This is a genomic window from Pseudomonas sp. Root329, from assembly GCF_001424925.1.
GTDB classification, from domain to species: domain Bacteria; phylum Pseudomonadota; class Gammaproteobacteria; order Pseudomonadales; family Pseudomonadaceae; genus Aquipseudomonas; species Aquipseudomonas arabinosi.
In genome coordinates this window covers 48925-64576 of record NZ_LMCV01000024.1, presented here as the reverse complement: position 1 = coordinate 64576, position 15652 = coordinate 48925, and the positions used below count along the sequence as shown (strand labels likewise).

The following is a 15652-nucleotide window of genomic DNA, read 5'->3' as shown; positions in this document are numbered from 1 at the left end:
GATGGTAGTGTGGGGTTTCCCCATGTGAGAGTAGGTCATCGTCAAGATTAAATTCCGAAACCCCTATCTGCGTATGCAGGTAGGGGTTTTGTTTTGCCAGCAGAAAAGTGACACCGGCTCACGCCACCCGACGATCTACATGGAAAGTCCGTCATTGCTGTGCCTTACTCCAGACACAACTCATGGGGCGACGTCGATGCGGCGTAGAGGCACAAAATTCTGGTTATGGACCAACACGCAGTTACCCCTCCATACGCATGAAGAGGTACTCAGCAATGGCCTGCACATCGAGGTGCAGGCGCGGGTCAGTCATGAGGGGGTTACCCAGATATTTATAGGCGTCTACGACACCGAAGGCTGGGCGATTTGCGAGGAGTTTCATGACCGCTACGCCGGTGAGCATTACTGCGCGGCGTTGAAGTGGGGCGCTCAGCGGGCGAAGGAGATTGTCGCGGACACCCAGGAATTCGTCGCGCCGCACCGGGTGCAGCTGACCTTGAGTCCGGTGATTACCGATGAGCCGGAACTGGCCCTGCGGCGGATGGAAATGACCGAGCGTGAGTCGTTGAAGCTCAGATCCGACGATGCCTGGTCGGAGTACCTGGCCGCCAAGGCGGCCATGTTGACGCTGATGCGCTCAACCAAAGTCGACCCCACGGTCTGGGCTGATCACAAAGAGCGGCTCTGGCAGGCCATCGATCGACGAGCCTGCGTACAACGCGCCTATCTGCGCTGACCCTGTCTCAAGTCTGGGGGCGTCGCAGATTCTCAATGGTTTCGATCAGATCATCGTAGGACACCGGTTTTCCAATGTGCTGGTCAAAACCCGATTGACGCGATTTTTGAATGTCGCTGTGGGCACCATAGCCCGTCAGTGCAATGGCCGGCACATCCTTGACCAGCGGCAACTGACGCAAGGCGCTCATCAGCTCGTGGCCGTTCATGACCGGCATGCCCAGGTCAGAAATGATCAGGTCGAAGCGCGTGCTTTTTGCGGCATCCAAAGCCGCCACCGGACGGTCGAACGCAATCACTTGCGCGTCTTCCATTTCCAGCAGCATTTTCAAGGTTTCCAGTACATCGGCGGAGTCGTCGACCAGCAGGATCGTCAAACCGCTCAGCCTGCCAGAGGATTCTTCGACCTGGGTCGGGGATTGCGGCTTATCTTTGGTGTGGGCCAAGGGCAGGTAAACCGTGAAGGTACAACCTGTTCCCACCCCGGCAGAATTCACCTCAACCGTTCCCCGTTGGGCCTCGGTCAACTGGCGGACCAGTGACAAGCCGATCCCCAGCCCTTCACGGTTGTGGCTGACGTGCTGCTTTTCAGCCTGGCCGAACAGGTCGAACACGTGATCGAGGTTCTCGGGTGCGATGCCTGCACCGTTGTCTTTGACGTCCAGCCGCGCCATGTTTCCAACCTGGCTGGCGATCAATTGCACGTGGCCGTTGGAGGGTGTGAATTTCAGCGCGTTATTTACCAGGTTCCAGATAATTTGCTCCAGGCGCGTCGGGTCGGCATGGACCATCAAGGCGTCTGAAGGCACGAGCAGTTCGACGGTGGCGTCGTGTCGGTCGCTGAGTACGACGGCATGAATATCGCGCAACACACCGCCCAGATCCACAGCAATGGGTTTCAGTTTGAGTTTGCCGGTACGGACCCGGGCGACATCCAGCAGGTCATCGATGATCCGTGCCTGGCTGTTGACGGCGTCGCAGATGGTGTTGACGGCCTTGGCGGCCGGCGCCACCGACTTGGTCACCGGCAAGCGACGCAGCAGTTCCGCGTTGAGCTGAATCAGGTTCAACGGATGCTTGAGTTCGTGGGACATGACCGCGAAGAATTCATCCTTGAGGTAATTGGTGTTGCGCGTTTCCGCCAGTTGTTGGCTCTGTTCTTCATGCTGGCGTTTATGGCCGGTCAGGTCGCGGGCGATTTTGACGTAGCCTTTGAGATTGTCGCCGCTGAGCAAGGTCACCTCGCCGCTGCAAAAGAAGCGGTTGCCGTCCTTGCGCACGTGCCAGCGCTCATCTTCGCTGCGGCCATGGGTGCGCACTGACAGCAGTTCGTTTTCAGGCATACCGGACGCACGATCTTCAGGCGAGAAAATGAAGTCGTAATAGGCGCCCTCGGCCTCGGCCTTGCTGTAACCGAAGATCAATTCGGCGCCTTTGTTCCAGGTGGTGATCACGCCCTGCTCATCGAGGGTGATGATGGCGTAGTCGCGAGTGCTTTCAGCGACCAGGCGCATGCGTTCTTCGCCCAGTCGCAGCTCTTCTTCAGCCGCACGACGTTTGGTGATGTCGATGAACGTCAGCACGGTGCCGTCGATGTGGTCTTCGCTGGAACGATAGGGCAGCAGGCGGGCGATGTACCAGCGGTTGTCGGTGCTGCTGACTTCGCGTTCGATCATGTTCAGCGATTCGAACACCTGCGCCGCGTCTCCCACCAGGTTCTCGTAATGCAGGCGATGGGTAATGTCGAGCAAGGAACGCCCGGTATCCACCGGCAACATGTTGAAGATGTCAGTGGCGCGCGGGGTGAACCACTTGATGCGCATGCCGCGATCGACAAACACCGTGGCGATGTCAGTGGAGGCGATCAGGTTGGTCAGGTAGTCGTTGATCTTGTCGGTTTCTTCGACTTTGGTTTGCAGCTCGTAGTTGACCGTCAGCAGCTCTTCGTTGATCGACTGCAGCTCTTCCTTGCTGGTCTCCAGTTCTTCGGTGGCCGAGCGCAGTTCTTCGTTGATGGCCTGCATTTCTTCGTTGGAAGCCTTGAGCTCTTCGCTGGAGACTTCCGATTGTTCGATGGTGTCCTGCAAGTGCAGCTTGGTGCGTTGCAGTTCGCGCTCAAGGTTGGACAGCACCTGGCTTTCGGTCTGGAGCACGGTGGTGGCCGCTCGTTCGGCAGGGTCGACCTCGACTTCCTCGAAAATCACCAGGACGTATTCGCCGTCCGATTCTTCATCCTTGTAGGGGTGCGCGACCAGATCGATCAGGTAACTGCGCTCATCACGCTTGATCGGCACTTCGCGGGACTTGACCGGCAGGCCGCTCTGCTGGACCTGGAACAGCGTGGTGCGGATTTCCAGGCGCAGTTCCGGAAGAATCAGCGTCAGCAAGTTGCGCGACAATTCGCCGCCAACATGACGCAGGAAACGCCCGGCACTCTCGCTCATGTGCAGGATGTCGGCGTTGGCATCGACGATCACGCTCGGTGGTGCGGACTGTTCGAGGGCGCGTTGATGGATATCGCCAAATGACAATTTGCGCGGCGCGCTGCTTTGCGGGACCTGTTGGGACGTGTTGGTCCGCACATAACCCCCGCGCGGCATCGTCGGTGTGCGCCGACTGTTGGCCGTGCCGGTCTTGGCACGGAAGATCCGGTTGCGTTTATCCACCGGGGCGAACAATTCGTGGCACGCGTCCGCGCTCTCGGAAGAGCCGAGGAACAGGAAGCCGCCGGGACGCAGGGCAAAGTGGAACATCTGGAGGATTTCGCGTTGTACTTCGCGATCCAGATAGATCAGCAGGTTGCGGCAAACAATCAGATCGATCTGCGAGAAGGGCGGGTCGGACAACAGGCTGTGCTTGGCGAACAAGACCTTTTCGCGGATTTCCTTGCGGATCCGATAGTGATCGTCTTCCTTGATGAAGTAGTGGCGCAGCCGCGAGGGTGGCACATCGGTGATGATCGCTTGTGGATACAGGCCGGCCCGGCCGACGCTGATGGCGCGTTCGTCGATGTCGGTGGCGAACAACTGCATCGACGCCGCACTGGCGTCCAGTTGCAATTGATCGTTGAGCAGCATGGCCAGACTGTAGGCTTCTTCACCCGTGGAGCAGCCCGCGGACCAGACGCGGATTTCTTCTTTCTCGGGTTGTGCGGACACGGCCGCGCTGACCAGTTGCGGCACGACATCCCGCTCCAGCGCTTCGAAAGCCTCTCTGTCACGGAAGAAGTTGGTCACGCCGATCAGCATGTCGCCCAGCAGCGCCTTGGTTTCTTCGGGGTTGTTCAGCAGATACTGGTAATAGGCGCTCAGGTCCGGCTGGCCGGTGACCTGCATCCGGCGTTCGATCCGGCGCAACACGGTGGCGCGTTTGTAGTGCTTGAAGTCATGGCCGGTGCCGGTGCGCAACTGAATCAGAACGTCACGCAGCACGTGTTCGGCAAGTGCAGCGTCACGTTCGGACACCGCGGCAATGGTTTGCAGTTCCGGATCGTTGGCGGTGGGCAAACAGATTTTTCTGGAGTTGCGCCAAAGCTCCAGAAGCTTTTGCGGCATTTCCACCACGGGCAGCACCAGGTCAACCATGCAGGTTTCGATGGCGGCGCAAGGCATGCCATCGAATTCGGCGTCTTCCGGTGCCTGAACCAGTGTGATGCCACCTTGTTCCTTGATCCGTGACAAGCCAACCGCGCCGTCCGAGCCGGTGCCCGACAACACCAGACAGAAGGCGCGCTCGCGGTGCACATCGGCCAGGTCGCGGAAGAACAGATCGATGGACGCGTGGCGACCTTCGCTCGGGTCTGTGGCGCTGACCTCCAGAAAGCCATCGTTCATTGTCAGCCGTTGCGCCGGTGAAATGACGTACACCCGGTTTTTCTCGATAGCCACCGTTTCGGTCACCTGCAGAACCGGCATCCTGGTCGATTCCTGGATGATCTTGTCAGCGATGCTTTGGTGATCGGGCGACAGATGGAGAATGATCACGAACGCCATGCCATTGTCTTGAGGCATGTTTTCAAAGAACAGTTTGATCGCTTGCAGCCCGCCCGCCGACGCACCGATGCCCACCACCGGAAAGTCCAGGGTGCTGGGGCTCAGGGCCTTTCGCTCAGAAGTAGTATCCGAGCGCTTGGGTTTAGTGGACATGACTTCGGCCTTTAGCTGCGACGTAGAGTGTCTTGATTTCAAGCGACAGAAAGCGCATTTCAATAGATCAGGATAATCCCGTTTTTCAATAACTCCTTCAATTATTTAGCTCGCGATGGGAGGCCTCTATGAGTTCTTTGACAGCCAAATGAGCAATTGCACTCCCGTTGCTTCAAGTGAATGCCTGTTCTGGCCGATAACCCGAACAGTCATGGTCTTCTTCTTAAATTGCCTGGAAATCTTCGATGCTGTCGTATCACCAAAAGCGTTTTTTGATCGTCGATGATTTCTCGGATTTCCGCAGTTCCGTCAGGTCCATGCTGCGCGAGCTGGGCGTCAAGGATGTCGACACCGCCGACTCCGGTGAACAGGCGCTGCGTATGTGTTCGCAGAAGGCCTACGATTTCATCCTGCAGGACTTTCACCTGGGCGATGGCAAGAAGAACGGTCAGCAGGTGCTTGAAGACCTGATGATCGAGAAGCTGATCAGCCATGAGGCCGTGTTCGTCATGGTCACCGCCGAGACCAGTCAGGCGATGGTGCTCAGTGCGTTGGAACACGAACCCGATGCGTACCTGACCAAACCGTTCAACCGTTCCGGCCTGGCTCAACGCCTGGAGCGGCTGGAGCAACGCAAGACCTTGCTCAAGCCGATTCTGCAGGCCCTTGACCGGGGCAAACCCGTTGAAGTGCTCAATGCCTGCATCGCCTTGTGCAAGCAAGACATCCGCTACTCGCCATTGTGCTTGCGCTATCGCGCCGATGCCTTGCGCGACCTGAATCAGAACGAGGCGCTGGAGCGTCTCTACGACAGCATCATTGCTGATCGGCCTTTGCCGTGGGCGTTCGCCGGGTTGGGCAAGTTGCTGTTCAAACGTGGCCAGGTCGGTCAGGCCAAAGGCGTGTATGAAAAAGCCCTGAAAGTGTTCCCGATGATGCCGGCGCTCTACGACGGCATGGCTGATGTGCTGGTCGCCGAAGGCGATACGAAGGCGGCCCAGAATGTGCTGGAAGAGGCGATCCGCTTGTCGCCGCTGGCGGTGCGCCGGCAAGCGCAGCTGGGCAAGTTGGCGATGGCCAACGAAGATTTTGAAACCGCCTCCAAAGCCTATCGTCAGGCCGTGGCGCAGGGCGCGCAGTCACGTTTCAAGGATGCGGAGAGCAACCTTGGCCTGGCCCATGCCTTGATCAGCAAAGGCAGCGAAAAAGGCCTGGATACCCGGACTCGATTGGAAATCAACACGACGCTGAGTGCGGTGGCCAAGGAAAACCCTTCCGACCCGGGTCTGCAGATTCGTGCGCGATTGATGAAAGCCACCAGCCTGCTGCTCAACGATGCCGAAACCGCCGAGAAGCTCACCGAGCAAGCGATGATGCGCCTCGATGGCATGGAACAGTTCATGAGCGCTGAAGCGGCGCTGCTGGTGGCCAAGCAACTGCAGATGCTCGGGCAGGCCAGCGCCGGTGCCTCGATGCTGAAAAACTGTGCGGAAATCTACGGCGACGACCCGACGGTGATGAAGGGCATCGCCAAGTTGACCGACGATCCGACCATCCTCAACTCCGGCAACGCCGCTGCCGACCTCAACCGTCAGGGCGTGCGGGTGTACAAGACCGGCAACCTGGTGGAGGCGCGGCAAGTGTTCCGCAAAGCCCTGGCGCTGCAACCCAAGAACATCAGTATCGCGCTGAACATGGCCCAGTCGCTGCTGCACGGCACCGACACCAGTGTCCCTTCGGCGGAGCTGGAAGAATGTCAGACGTGCCTGAAAATGGTCGGCCTGATGCCCGACTCCGATGCGCGTTTTCCCCGTTATCAGAAGTTGCGAAGCAAGGCGTTTGGCGAATGAACAACAGCGAACAGGCACTCGATTTTTCCACGGTGATTGCCTCCACCGTGCACGACATGAAGAACTCCCTGGCGATGCTGATGCAGGCCCACAGCCAATGGCTGGCGCGCTTGCCGGATCCGCAGCAGCACACCCCGGAGCAGGGCGTGATCGAATTCGAATTCGCGCACCTCAATGGCATGCTGGTGCAGTTGCTGGGGCTGTACAAACTCGGCGTCAACCAGATGCCGGTGCAACCGGCCTACCATGAACTGGATGACTTCATCGAAGCGCAATTGGCCTGCCACCAGGACGTATTTGCCAGTCGCGGCCTCATGGCGACCTATGAAGTGGACCCGTTGAGCCCTCTGGGTTTCTTCGACCGGGAGCTGATTGCTTCGGTGCTGGGCAACAGCATCAACAACGCCATTCGTTACGCCCGCCACGCGGTGTTGATCAGTGTCAGCGATGAAGCGGGGCAACTGGTGCTGACCGTCAACGACGATGGCGAGGGTTATCCACCCGAGATGATCGAGCGTCAGGCCGATTACGTGCAGGGCATTAATCACAGCAGCGGAAGCACTGGTCTGGGCCTGTACTTTGCCGGGCGGATTGCCGCTCTTCATCAGCGCAACGGCGTGGGCGGGCGCACTGAAATCAGCAATGGCGGCCCGCTGGGTGGCGGGGTGTTCAGCCTCTATCTGCCCTGACCGGTTCTTTTTGTTGGCCGCTGCTTGATATTCCGAACAGGCGGAGCCTATTTTGTACGGGTCGCCGTTCGCGGCTCGCACAACAACAAAGGATTGCGTCATGACAACCGATGGCCATCGCTCACTCGCACAGCGATTGACGGGCATTGATGAGATTGAATGTGTCACGCCGGATTTGAATGGCGTACCCCGTGGCAAAGTAATGACCGCCGAAGGCTTTCTCGAGGGGCGGCGTTTGCAGATGGCGCGGGGCGTGCTGCTGCAATGCATCATGGGCGGATATCCGCCAGCGCGCTTTTACGGCAGTGATGATGGTGACCTGGCGCTGGTGCCCGACCCGGCGCAGATCCATCGCTTGCCGTGGAGCCAGCAGCCGCGAGCCTTGGCCATTTGCGATGCGGATGAGCTGACCGGCGAAAGCTCGTCTCTGTCGACCCGCGGCCAACTCAAAGCCGTGATCGCGCGTTACGCGGCCCTCGGCCTGGCGCCGGTGGTGGCGACCGAGCTGGAATTTTTTGTCTTCGCACCCAATACCGACCCGACTCAACCGTTCCAGCCGCCGCTGGGCCTGGACGGTCGTCGCGAGGACGGTCAATCGGCGTTCAGTATCAGTTCCAATAATGGTTTGCGGCCGTTCTTCAGTGAAGTCTACGCCTGTATGGCGGCCCTGGGCTTGCCGCGCGATACCTTCATGCACGAGATGGGCGTCAGCCAGTTCGAGATCAACTTGCTGCACGGCGACCCACTGCTGCTGGCCGACCAGACACTCCTGTTCAAACATCTGCTCAAAGAAGTCGCGCTCAAGCATGGCCTGACCGTGGTTTGCATGGCCAAGCCGCTGGCGCACACGCCGGGCAGTTCGATGCATATTCACCAGAGCATCATCGAGATCGGCAGCGGGCGTAACGTGTTCAGCGACAAGGCTGGTGAGCCGACCGCGACCTTCCGTCATTTCATCGCGGGTCAGCAGGCCTGCATGGCGGACTTCACCGCGTTATTCGCGCCGAACGTGAACTCGTATCAGCGCTTGTGCCATCCGTATGCGTCGCCGAATAATGCCTGCTGGTCCCACGACAATCGCGCGGCCGGATTGCGTATTCCAGCCAGTTCGCCCGCCGCTCGTCGGGTCGAGAACCGTTTGCCGGGGGCTGATGCAAATCCTTACCTGGCGATCGCCGCCAGCCTTGCCGCAGGGTTGTATGGCATTGAACACAAACTGGAGCCGAGCGAGCCGATCCAGGGTGAATTCGAAGTACCGGACAATCTTTCGTTGCCGTGTACCTTGCATGCGGCTCTTGAGCGTCTGAAACGTAGCCAATTGGCGAAGGAACTGTTTGGCAAGGAGTTCATCGAAGGCTACATCGCCTCGAAGACCATGGAGTTGACCAGCTTCTTTGATGAAATTACTCCCTGGGAGCGGCGTGTTTTAGCGGCCCAGGCCTGACGCCCCGTCGACATCAGGCTATCGTTTGTCGGTAGCCTGAAACTCACTGCAAGGAGCCGCTCGGAACGCCGATGCGCCAAATCTGGAAACCCTTTCGAGCGCTTTATTTTGCCTCGCTGATGATGTTGATCGGCTCTGGCCTGTTGAGTACTTACCTGGCCTTGCGCCTGGCCGCCGACCACGTCGACAGCCTGTGGGTCGGTGCGTTGATGGCGGCCAACTATTGCGGCCTGGTACTGGGTGGCAAGATCGGCCACCGGCTGATTGCCCGGGTCGGGCACATTCGCGCCTATTCGGCCTGCGCCGGGATTGTCGGCGCGGCGGTGCTGGGCCATGGCCTGGTGGACTGGTTGCCTGCCTGGATCTTCCTTCGGGTGATCGTCGGCCTCGGCATGATGTGCCAATACATGGTTATCGAAAGCTGGCTCAATGAGCAGGCCGAAGCCTCGCAGCGCGGAACGGTGTTCAGCGGCTACATGATCGCCTCGTACCTGGGGCTGGTGCTGGGTCAGTTGATTCTGGTCATGCACCCCGGCCTGGGGCTCGAACTGCTGATGCTGGTCGCCTTGTGCTTCGCGCTGTGCCTGGTGCCGGTGGCCCTGACCCGGCGGATTCACCCGGCGCCATTGCACCCGGCCCCGATGGAGCCGCGGTTCTTCATCAAACGCGTGCCGCAGTCGTTGAGCACGGTGCTGGGGGCGGGGCTGATCATCGGTTCGTTCTACGGTCTGGCACCGCTATATGCCTCACAGCAGGGGTTGTCCACGGAGCAGGTCGGTCTGTTCATGGGTAGCTGCATTTTTGCGGGGTTGCTGGTGCAATGGCCGTTGGGCTGGCTGTCCGACCGTTATGACCGGGCACTGTTGATTCGCTGTTTTGCCCTGGTTCTGGCGCTTACCGCGTTGCCGCTGGCAATCATGCAACAGGTACCGCTGGAGATTTTGTTTATCACCGGGTTCTGCTGTTCGCTGGTGATGTTCTGCCTGTATCCGCTGGCGGTGGCATTCTCCAACGACCACGTCGAGGGTGATCGCCGGGTGTCCCTGACAGCGATGCTGTTGGTGACCTACGGTGTTGGCGCCAGTATCGGACCGCTGGTGGCCGGGGTGCTGATGAAGCTGTTCGGCAGCCACATGCTCTATGCCTTCTTCAGTTTCTTCGCGTTGGTGCTGGTGTGGCGGATTCGCCCGAAAGCGGTGACCAACCTGCATGTGGTGGACGATGCACCGCTGCATCACGTCGCCATGCCGGACAGTATGTCGAGTTCGCCGTTGGTGGCTTGCCTTGACCCGCGGGTCGATGAGCAGGTGGTTCAGGATCAGATGCAGAACCCGATCAGCCCTGAGCCGGACCCGGAACCTGAATCAGCGCCTGAAACCGATCCGCCACCCGAAGACCCTGATGCACCTCGCGAGCAAAGTTTTACCGAGGCCAGGCCATAACGCATAAAAACAACGCATAAAAAAACGGGCAGTCACCGCAAGGGACTGCCCGTTTTCTATTGAAGCGTCTTATTACATGTCGTCTTTGTCGAAGCGCCGCGCTTCGCGCTGAAGCTGATAGACGAACCGCTCGACCTGCCGTTGCACCAGCCCGCTCATGTTGTGAAAGCGTACGCCGGCGAAGGTGGTGGAGATCCTTTCTTCGAAGTGCAGGTAACGCAGCTCGACCGGTGCCGTCATGTTGCCAAAAGGCAGGGCGGCGATGAAGCGGTCATAGACCTGGCCCAGTTGCAGGCTGTCCGTGATGTCGCCTTCGAAGCGCAACTTGCAACCGGTGGCGGAGATGTCCAATAGCTTGCCGCTGATCGGCGACTTGAGTTTTTCACCGCCCAGATCGACGTTGACCAGTTGTGCCAGCTTCAATGCTGCGCGGAATGCATTACGACGCTGGTGGTAAACCACCTCGGCGGGCAGGGCGCCACGGTAGCAGCGACCACCACCGGATTCGTCGATGGTCAACGGGCCGTTGCTTTCCCAGGCAATGCGCACGCCGTCGTGAAAACCTTCGACCTTGAACGGTTCGCCGGCGAGCAGGAAGCGTTCACCATCGCGGGGAATCATTTCGTCCAGGGCAATCATGTTGCTGTCACGGTCAATGTCCACCAGATAACTCTGGAAGCGCTGGCTGCGCTCATGGAACGTGATGATCAGCGGATCATGGCTGTCTTGCAGCTGGCGCAGGTTGCCGGAGATCTCCAACGGCGTGGTGAGCACCTTGGGTGGCTGCGGAGCATCTTCCGCGCTTAAGGCATTGAACACGGTTCATCAATCTCCAGACAAAATATGACTACGGCTGGCCAGCATATTGCCAGCAAGTTTCGCGTCTTGATAGTGCGCGCTTTTCAGCAGGCTCAAGCCTGACTGAGCGGGCGTGGCTTCGCAAGCATGGAGGTTGATCCGCGTGCATCATAGAGCGCTGGCGGCTCGCCGCCGTTGAGGATTTTCAGCTGATTGGCCGTCGAGGCCTGTTGCACCAGGATCGACTGGCCATTCTTGACGTTGGCCGCCTGGCACTGAGCCAGAAGATCGGTCAATACATCGCTCTGTTCCAACAGCTGATTGCCAATACTCGAATGGCTGGCAAGTTGCTCCAGGCCGTTGCGGTTGGTCGGCAGGTTGAGGCTGGCGAGGATTTCACTGCGCTTGCGGCCATGCTGATCGAGCAAAATGATCAATGCCTGTTTCTGCGCCAGAATTTCTTCGAGCAGTGGCATGTCGCGACCGTGCAAGGCGAGGGACTCGGTTTGCAGTAACTCCAGCAAGTGCTGTGCCGGGGCGAAATCGTCGGTGATCAGTTGCAGTAAATTAGTGTCGTGCATGGCTGGCCTTGGGTTTTAAGCGTCCAAAAGCCTGGCGCAGGCCTTGGCCTAGCGCTGGGCTTCGAAGTTGAGCAGTTTGCTGGCTACACGGTTGCTGTCGACTTTGTAGCTGCCATCGGCAATCGCTGCTTTCAACTCGGCCACGCGGGCATTGTCGACGGCAGGCTGATCGCGCAGCTTGTCAGTGACCTTCTGCAACTGTTGAGCCTCATTGCTGAGATGTACCGATTCCCCGCTTTTGACGGTACTGGCCTGTTCGGCCGGGGTATTCAGCGGTGCGGGTTTGCCGGCTTCGGCGGTCTCCTTCGCGGTGCTGGTACGTGTACTACCGGTAAGTGACGGGGAACTGTTTAAACGGCTGAAATCGATGACCATGACAAAAAACCTCTGGGTATTTGGACGCTTGCCATGTTTTCGGCCATACCCGGAAAAACTTTAGGCCCAATTATCAATGAGCTTGCGCGCGTCAGCGCTTGCCCTGCATAGGGCACAGTCTAGGGAACAGTCGAGTGGCGCGCCACATCTTCACAAACAGAGAGTTCTACATGGCCACTTCCACCTGGCCGGGCGCGGTGACTTGCGCCTTGATGACCCGCTGGGAGTTGAGGTTTTTCACCCGAATCTGTTCGCGCAAGCCGCCGTTGGACAGCGCTTCACCCGGCATGCGCACGCTGAGCGTTCCACTGCGGGCGGTAATCACCACCTGGTCGCCCTTGCTGATGACTTCTGCCTGTTCCATGTGCACCAGGGTCATGACCTGGTCGGCGACCATTGGTCGGGTAAGTTTCTGCCCGATCGCCTGGTCGACGGAAGTCAGGTAACCCTGGTTGATCAGACTGATGTCACGCTCGCGCAGGGTCACATCCTGGGGCTCGACGATACCGGCGCGCCGCAGCGCACGGGTGGTGGTCACAATGTCGCGAAACAGGCGCACTTGAGCGGGTACGAAGACGGTCCAGGGGGACGTGCCCTCGCAAGCAACCTTGACGGTAACCCGCCCCAGCGGCCTTGCCGGACTCTCAAGCGTGGCTGTCAATTCCTTGTCGCACATGGGCATGCGCAGCCGCGGATCGAGTTGCTTGACCTCGATCTCGTAGCGGCCTTCCGTTTGACTGGTGGCCAGATAGTCTTCTACGGTGAATTCAAGAAAGCCCTGAGTGACGCCGATAAGCATGTCAGGCAAGGTAACCGCGTCAGCAAGGGCAGGGCAGCCAGCGTTGAACAGGCAGACGGCCGACACCGCGCAAAGCAATCTGCGGGCGTTTGATGTCAGGCGTCGGAAAAATGTCGGTTCTGTGTTCATAAGAGTTAAAAAGCAAGCGCCGTGCCGTTTAGTGATGAATGCGCGTCGCAACACACTTAAGCGTTGGTGTAGGAGTCTGTGCATGGCTGGTGTAATGGATGCGGTAAACCAGCGCACGCAACTGGTAGGGCAGAATCGCCTTGAGCTGTTGTTGTTCCGTCTCGACGGTCAACAGCTGTATGGGATCAACGTGTTCAAGGTTCGGGAGGTGCTGCAATGCCCCAAACTGACGCTGATGCCAAAATCCAGTCCTGTCGTGTGCGGTGTGGCGAATATTCGGGGGGCGACCATTCCGATTCTTGATCTGGCCATGGCGACCGGTTCCGGTGCGCTGAAAGATCAAAGCAATCCCTTCGTGATCATCACGGAGTACAACACCAAGACCCAGGGTTTCCTGGTGCGGTCAGTGGAACGCATCGTCAACATGAACTGGGAGGAGATTCATCCGCCACCCAAGGGCACGGGACGCGATCATTACCTGACGGCTGTGACTCGGGTCGACAATCAGTTAGTCGAAATCATCGACGTCGAGAAAGTGCTGGCAGAAGTGGCGCCGACACCGGAAGCGATTTCCGTCGGCGTGGTGGATGTCGAAACCCAGCACAAGGCGCTCTCTTTGCGAGTGCTGACGGTCGATGACTCGTCGGTGGCGCGCAAGCAGGTGACTCGTTGTCTGCAGACGGTCGGTGTCGAAGTGGTGGCGTTGAACGACGGTCGGCAAGCGCTGGATTACCTGCGCAAGCTGGTCGACGAGGGCAAGAAGCCGGAAGAAGAGTTCCTGATGATGATTTCCGACATCGAGATGCCGGAGATGGACGGGTACACCCTCACGGCCGAGATCCGCAACGACCCTCGCATGCAAAAGCTTCACATCATCCTGCATACTTCGTTGTCGGGTGTATTCAATCAGGCGATGGTCAAGAAGGTCGGTGCCGATGACTTTCTTGCCAAATTCCGTCCTGATGACCTGGCATCCCGGGTAGTCAACCGGATCAAAGCAGCAGACATCAGCTAGGGGCCTTTTGCCCCTAACGGTTAATACGATTTAAGAGGCGGCATCTTTGTCTACGGGTAATTTGGATTTCGAACAGTTCCGGGTCTTCCTGGAAAAAGCCTGTGGCATTTTGCTCGGTGAAAACAAGCAGTACCTGGTCTCGAGCCGTCTCAACAAACTGATGGAACAGCAAGGCATCAAGTCCCTGGGTGAGCTGGTCCAGCGCATCCAGACCCAGCCGCGCAGCGGTTTGCGCGAGATGGTGGTGGATGCCATGACCACCAACGAAACCCTGTGGTTTCGTGACACCTATCCGTTTGAAGTCTTGAAGAACAGGGTGCTGCCGGCAGCGATCAAGGCCGCCCCTGGCCAGCGTCTGCGGATCTGGTCGGCGGCCTGTTCGTCGGGTCAGGAACCGTACTCGCTGTCGATGTCGATCGATGAGTTCGAACGCGTGAACATGGGCCAGTTGAAGATGGGCGTGCAGATCGTTGCCACCGACCTGTCCGGTACCATGCTGACCAACTGCAAGACCGGCGAGTACGACAGCCTGGCCATCGGCCGTGGCCTGTCACCCGAGCGCCTTCAACGTTACTTCGACCCGAAGGGGCCGGGGCGCTGGGCAATCAAGGCACCGATCAAGAGTCGGGTGGAGTTTCGCTCGTTCAACCTGCTGGACAGCTACGCAGCCCTGGGCAAGTTCGACATCGTGTTCTGCCGCAACGTGCTGATCTACTTCTCCGCCGAGGTGAAGAAGGACATCCTGTTGCGCATTCACAGCACGTTGAAGCCAGGCGGTTATCTGTTCCTCGGTGCTTCCGAGGCGCTGAACGGTTTGCCGGATCATTACCAGATGGTCCAGTGCAGCCCGGGGATCATTTACCAGGCGAAGTGATTCGTTGGCGTCATCAAAAAACGGGAGTCCTCAGGGGCTCCCGTTTTTTTTGCCTGCCAAGCTCCTTCGACTTCACCTCAATCCCCTGTGGGAGCGGGCTTGCTCGCGAAGGCGTCGTGTCAGTCGACATCAGCTTTGACTGGCACACCGCTTTCGCGAGCAAGCCCGCTCCCACAGGGTCATGTGGTGTTCTGCGGGGGTGATAAGCGGCAGAAAAGCGGCAGGCGGCGGAAATCGGTTGCCGCTTTTCTGGCATTGCCACATTGCCACTGCCCGCAAAGCCCCTATTTACGGGCTTTTTTCAATTGGCACGACGCTTGCTATGTCCCTGTTACGAAAAATCAGGTCACCCGAAGGTTTCCGACATGAGCATCAGCTTCGATAAAGCGCTCGGTATCCACGAACAAGCCCTGGGCTTCCGCGCTCAGCGTGCCGAAGTCCTGGCCAACAACATCGCCAACGCCGACACCCCGAACTACAAGGCTCGGGATCTGGACTTCTCGAAAGTGCTCGCCGAGCAGAACGAGAAGACCAAGAGCGGCACTTTCGCCTTGAACATGACCAACAGCCGTCATATCGAAGCCGAAGGCCTGGGTAATGGCGACGAGTCGCTGCTGTATCGCACGCCGATGCAACCGTCGATCGACCAGAACACCGTGGATGCCCAGCTGGAACAGTCGAACTACGCGGAAAACGCGGTCAACTTCCAAGCCAGCTTCACCCTGCTCAACAGCAAATTCAAAGGGCTGATGTCAGCCCTTCGTGGAGAGTAAGTC

13 protein-coding genes are annotated in these 15652 nt (G+C 58.6%); 8 read left to right on the top strand and 5 right to left on the bottom strand.

The window, feature by feature from the left end; genetic code table 11:
* Positions 1-196: 196 nt before the first annotated feature.
* Positions 197-736 (top strand): hypothetical protein, encoded by a 540-nt coding sequence (locus ASC74_RS19600; protein WP_056743337.1) that lies wholly within the window; start codon positions 197-199, stop codon positions 734-736.
* 7 nt (positions 737-743) lie between these two features.
* On the opposite strand, the gene ASC74_RS19595 is transcribed toward ASC74_RS19600, so the two are convergent.
* The gene (locus ASC74_RS19595) at positions 744-4880 is read right to left on the bottom strand and encodes a CheR family methyltransferase (protein WP_056743335.1); all 4137 of its coding nucleotides are present in this window, start codon (positions 4878-4880) and stop codon (positions 744-746) included.
* A gap of 245 nt (positions 4881-5125) precedes the next feature.
* On the opposite strand from ASC74_RS19595, the gene ASC74_RS19590 reads away from it, so the two are divergent.
* From ASC74_RS19590 to ASC74_RS19575, 4 genes are all read left to right on the top strand, one after another.
* Positions 5126-6730 carry a tetratricopeptide repeat-containing response regulator gene (locus ASC74_RS19590; RefSeq protein WP_056743333.1) on the top strand — a complete coding sequence of 535 codons (1605 nt, stop codon included), beginning with the start codon at positions 5126-5128 and terminating at the stop codon, positions 6728-6730.
* A complete protein-coding gene (locus ASC74_RS19585; protein WP_056743331.1) occupies positions 6727-7419 on the top strand; it encodes a sensor histidine kinase in 693 nt (230 codons plus the stop codon). The genes ASC74_RS19590 and ASC74_RS19585 overlap by 4 nt, the downstream gene beginning before the upstream one ends.
* Positions 7420-7621: 202 nt before the next feature.
* Entirely contained in the window at positions 7622-8863 is a 1242-nt protein-coding gene (locus tag ASC74_RS19580) for a glutamine synthetase family protein (protein WP_177338868.1), read from the top strand.
* A gap of 71 nt (positions 8864-8934) precedes the next feature.
* Entirely contained in the window at positions 8935-10305 is a 1371-nt protein-coding gene (locus ASC74_RS19575; RefSeq protein ID WP_056743328.1) for an MFS transporter, read from the top strand.
* A 72-nt stretch (positions 10306-10377) separates the two neighbouring features.
* On the opposite strand, the gene ASC74_RS19570 is transcribed toward ASC74_RS19575, so the two are convergent.
* The 4 genes from ASC74_RS19570 to flgA form a co-directional block, all read right to left on the bottom strand.
* Complete coding sequence (locus ASC74_RS19570; protein ID WP_056743326.1) at positions 10378-11124, bottom strand: flagellar brake protein; 747 nt, start codon at positions 11122-11124, stop codon at positions 10378-10380.
* 92 nt (positions 11125-11216) lie between these two features.
* Positions 11217-11684, bottom strand: coding sequence for a flagella synthesis protein FlgN (locus ASC74_RS19565; RefSeq protein ID WP_056743324.1), 468 nt, complete (start codon positions 11682-11684; stop codon positions 11217-11219).
* A 48-nt stretch (positions 11685-11732) separates the two neighbouring features.
* A complete protein-coding gene (flgM, locus tag ASC74_RS19560) occupies positions 11733-12059 on the bottom strand; it encodes a flagellar biosynthesis anti-sigma factor FlgM (RefSeq protein WP_056743322.1) in 327 nt (108 codons plus the stop codon).
* A 166-nt stretch (positions 12060-12225) separates the two neighbouring features.
* A complete protein-coding gene (gene flgA, locus ASC74_RS19555) occupies positions 12226-12987 on the bottom strand; it encodes a flagellar basal body P-ring formation chaperone FlgA (RefSeq protein ID WP_056743320.1) in 762 nt (253 codons plus the stop codon).
* Between the two features lie 82 nt (positions 12988-13069).
* On the opposite strand from flgA, the gene ASC74_RS19550 reads away from it, so the two are divergent.
* From ASC74_RS19550 to flgB, 3 genes are all read left to right on the top strand, one after another.
* Positions 13070-14002: a chemotaxis protein CheV gene (locus ASC74_RS19550; protein ID WP_008147956.1), complete on the top strand. Its 933-nt coding sequence runs from the start codon at positions 13070-13072 to the stop codon at positions 14000-14002.
* Positions 14003-14048: 46 nt separating this feature from the next.
* The gene (gene cheR, locus ASC74_RS19545; RefSeq protein ID WP_056743318.1) at positions 14049-14876 is read left to right on the top strand and encodes a protein-glutamate O-methyltransferase CheR; all 828 of its coding nucleotides are present in this window, start codon (positions 14049-14051) and stop codon (positions 14874-14876) included.
* Positions 14877-15241: 365 nt separating this feature from the next.
* Positions 15242-15649, top strand: a complete 408-nt coding sequence (gene flgB, locus ASC74_RS19540) for a flagellar basal body rod protein FlgB (RefSeq protein WP_056743316.1) — start codon at positions 15242-15244, stop codon at positions 15647-15649.
* Positions 15650-15652: the final 3 nt, after the last annotated feature.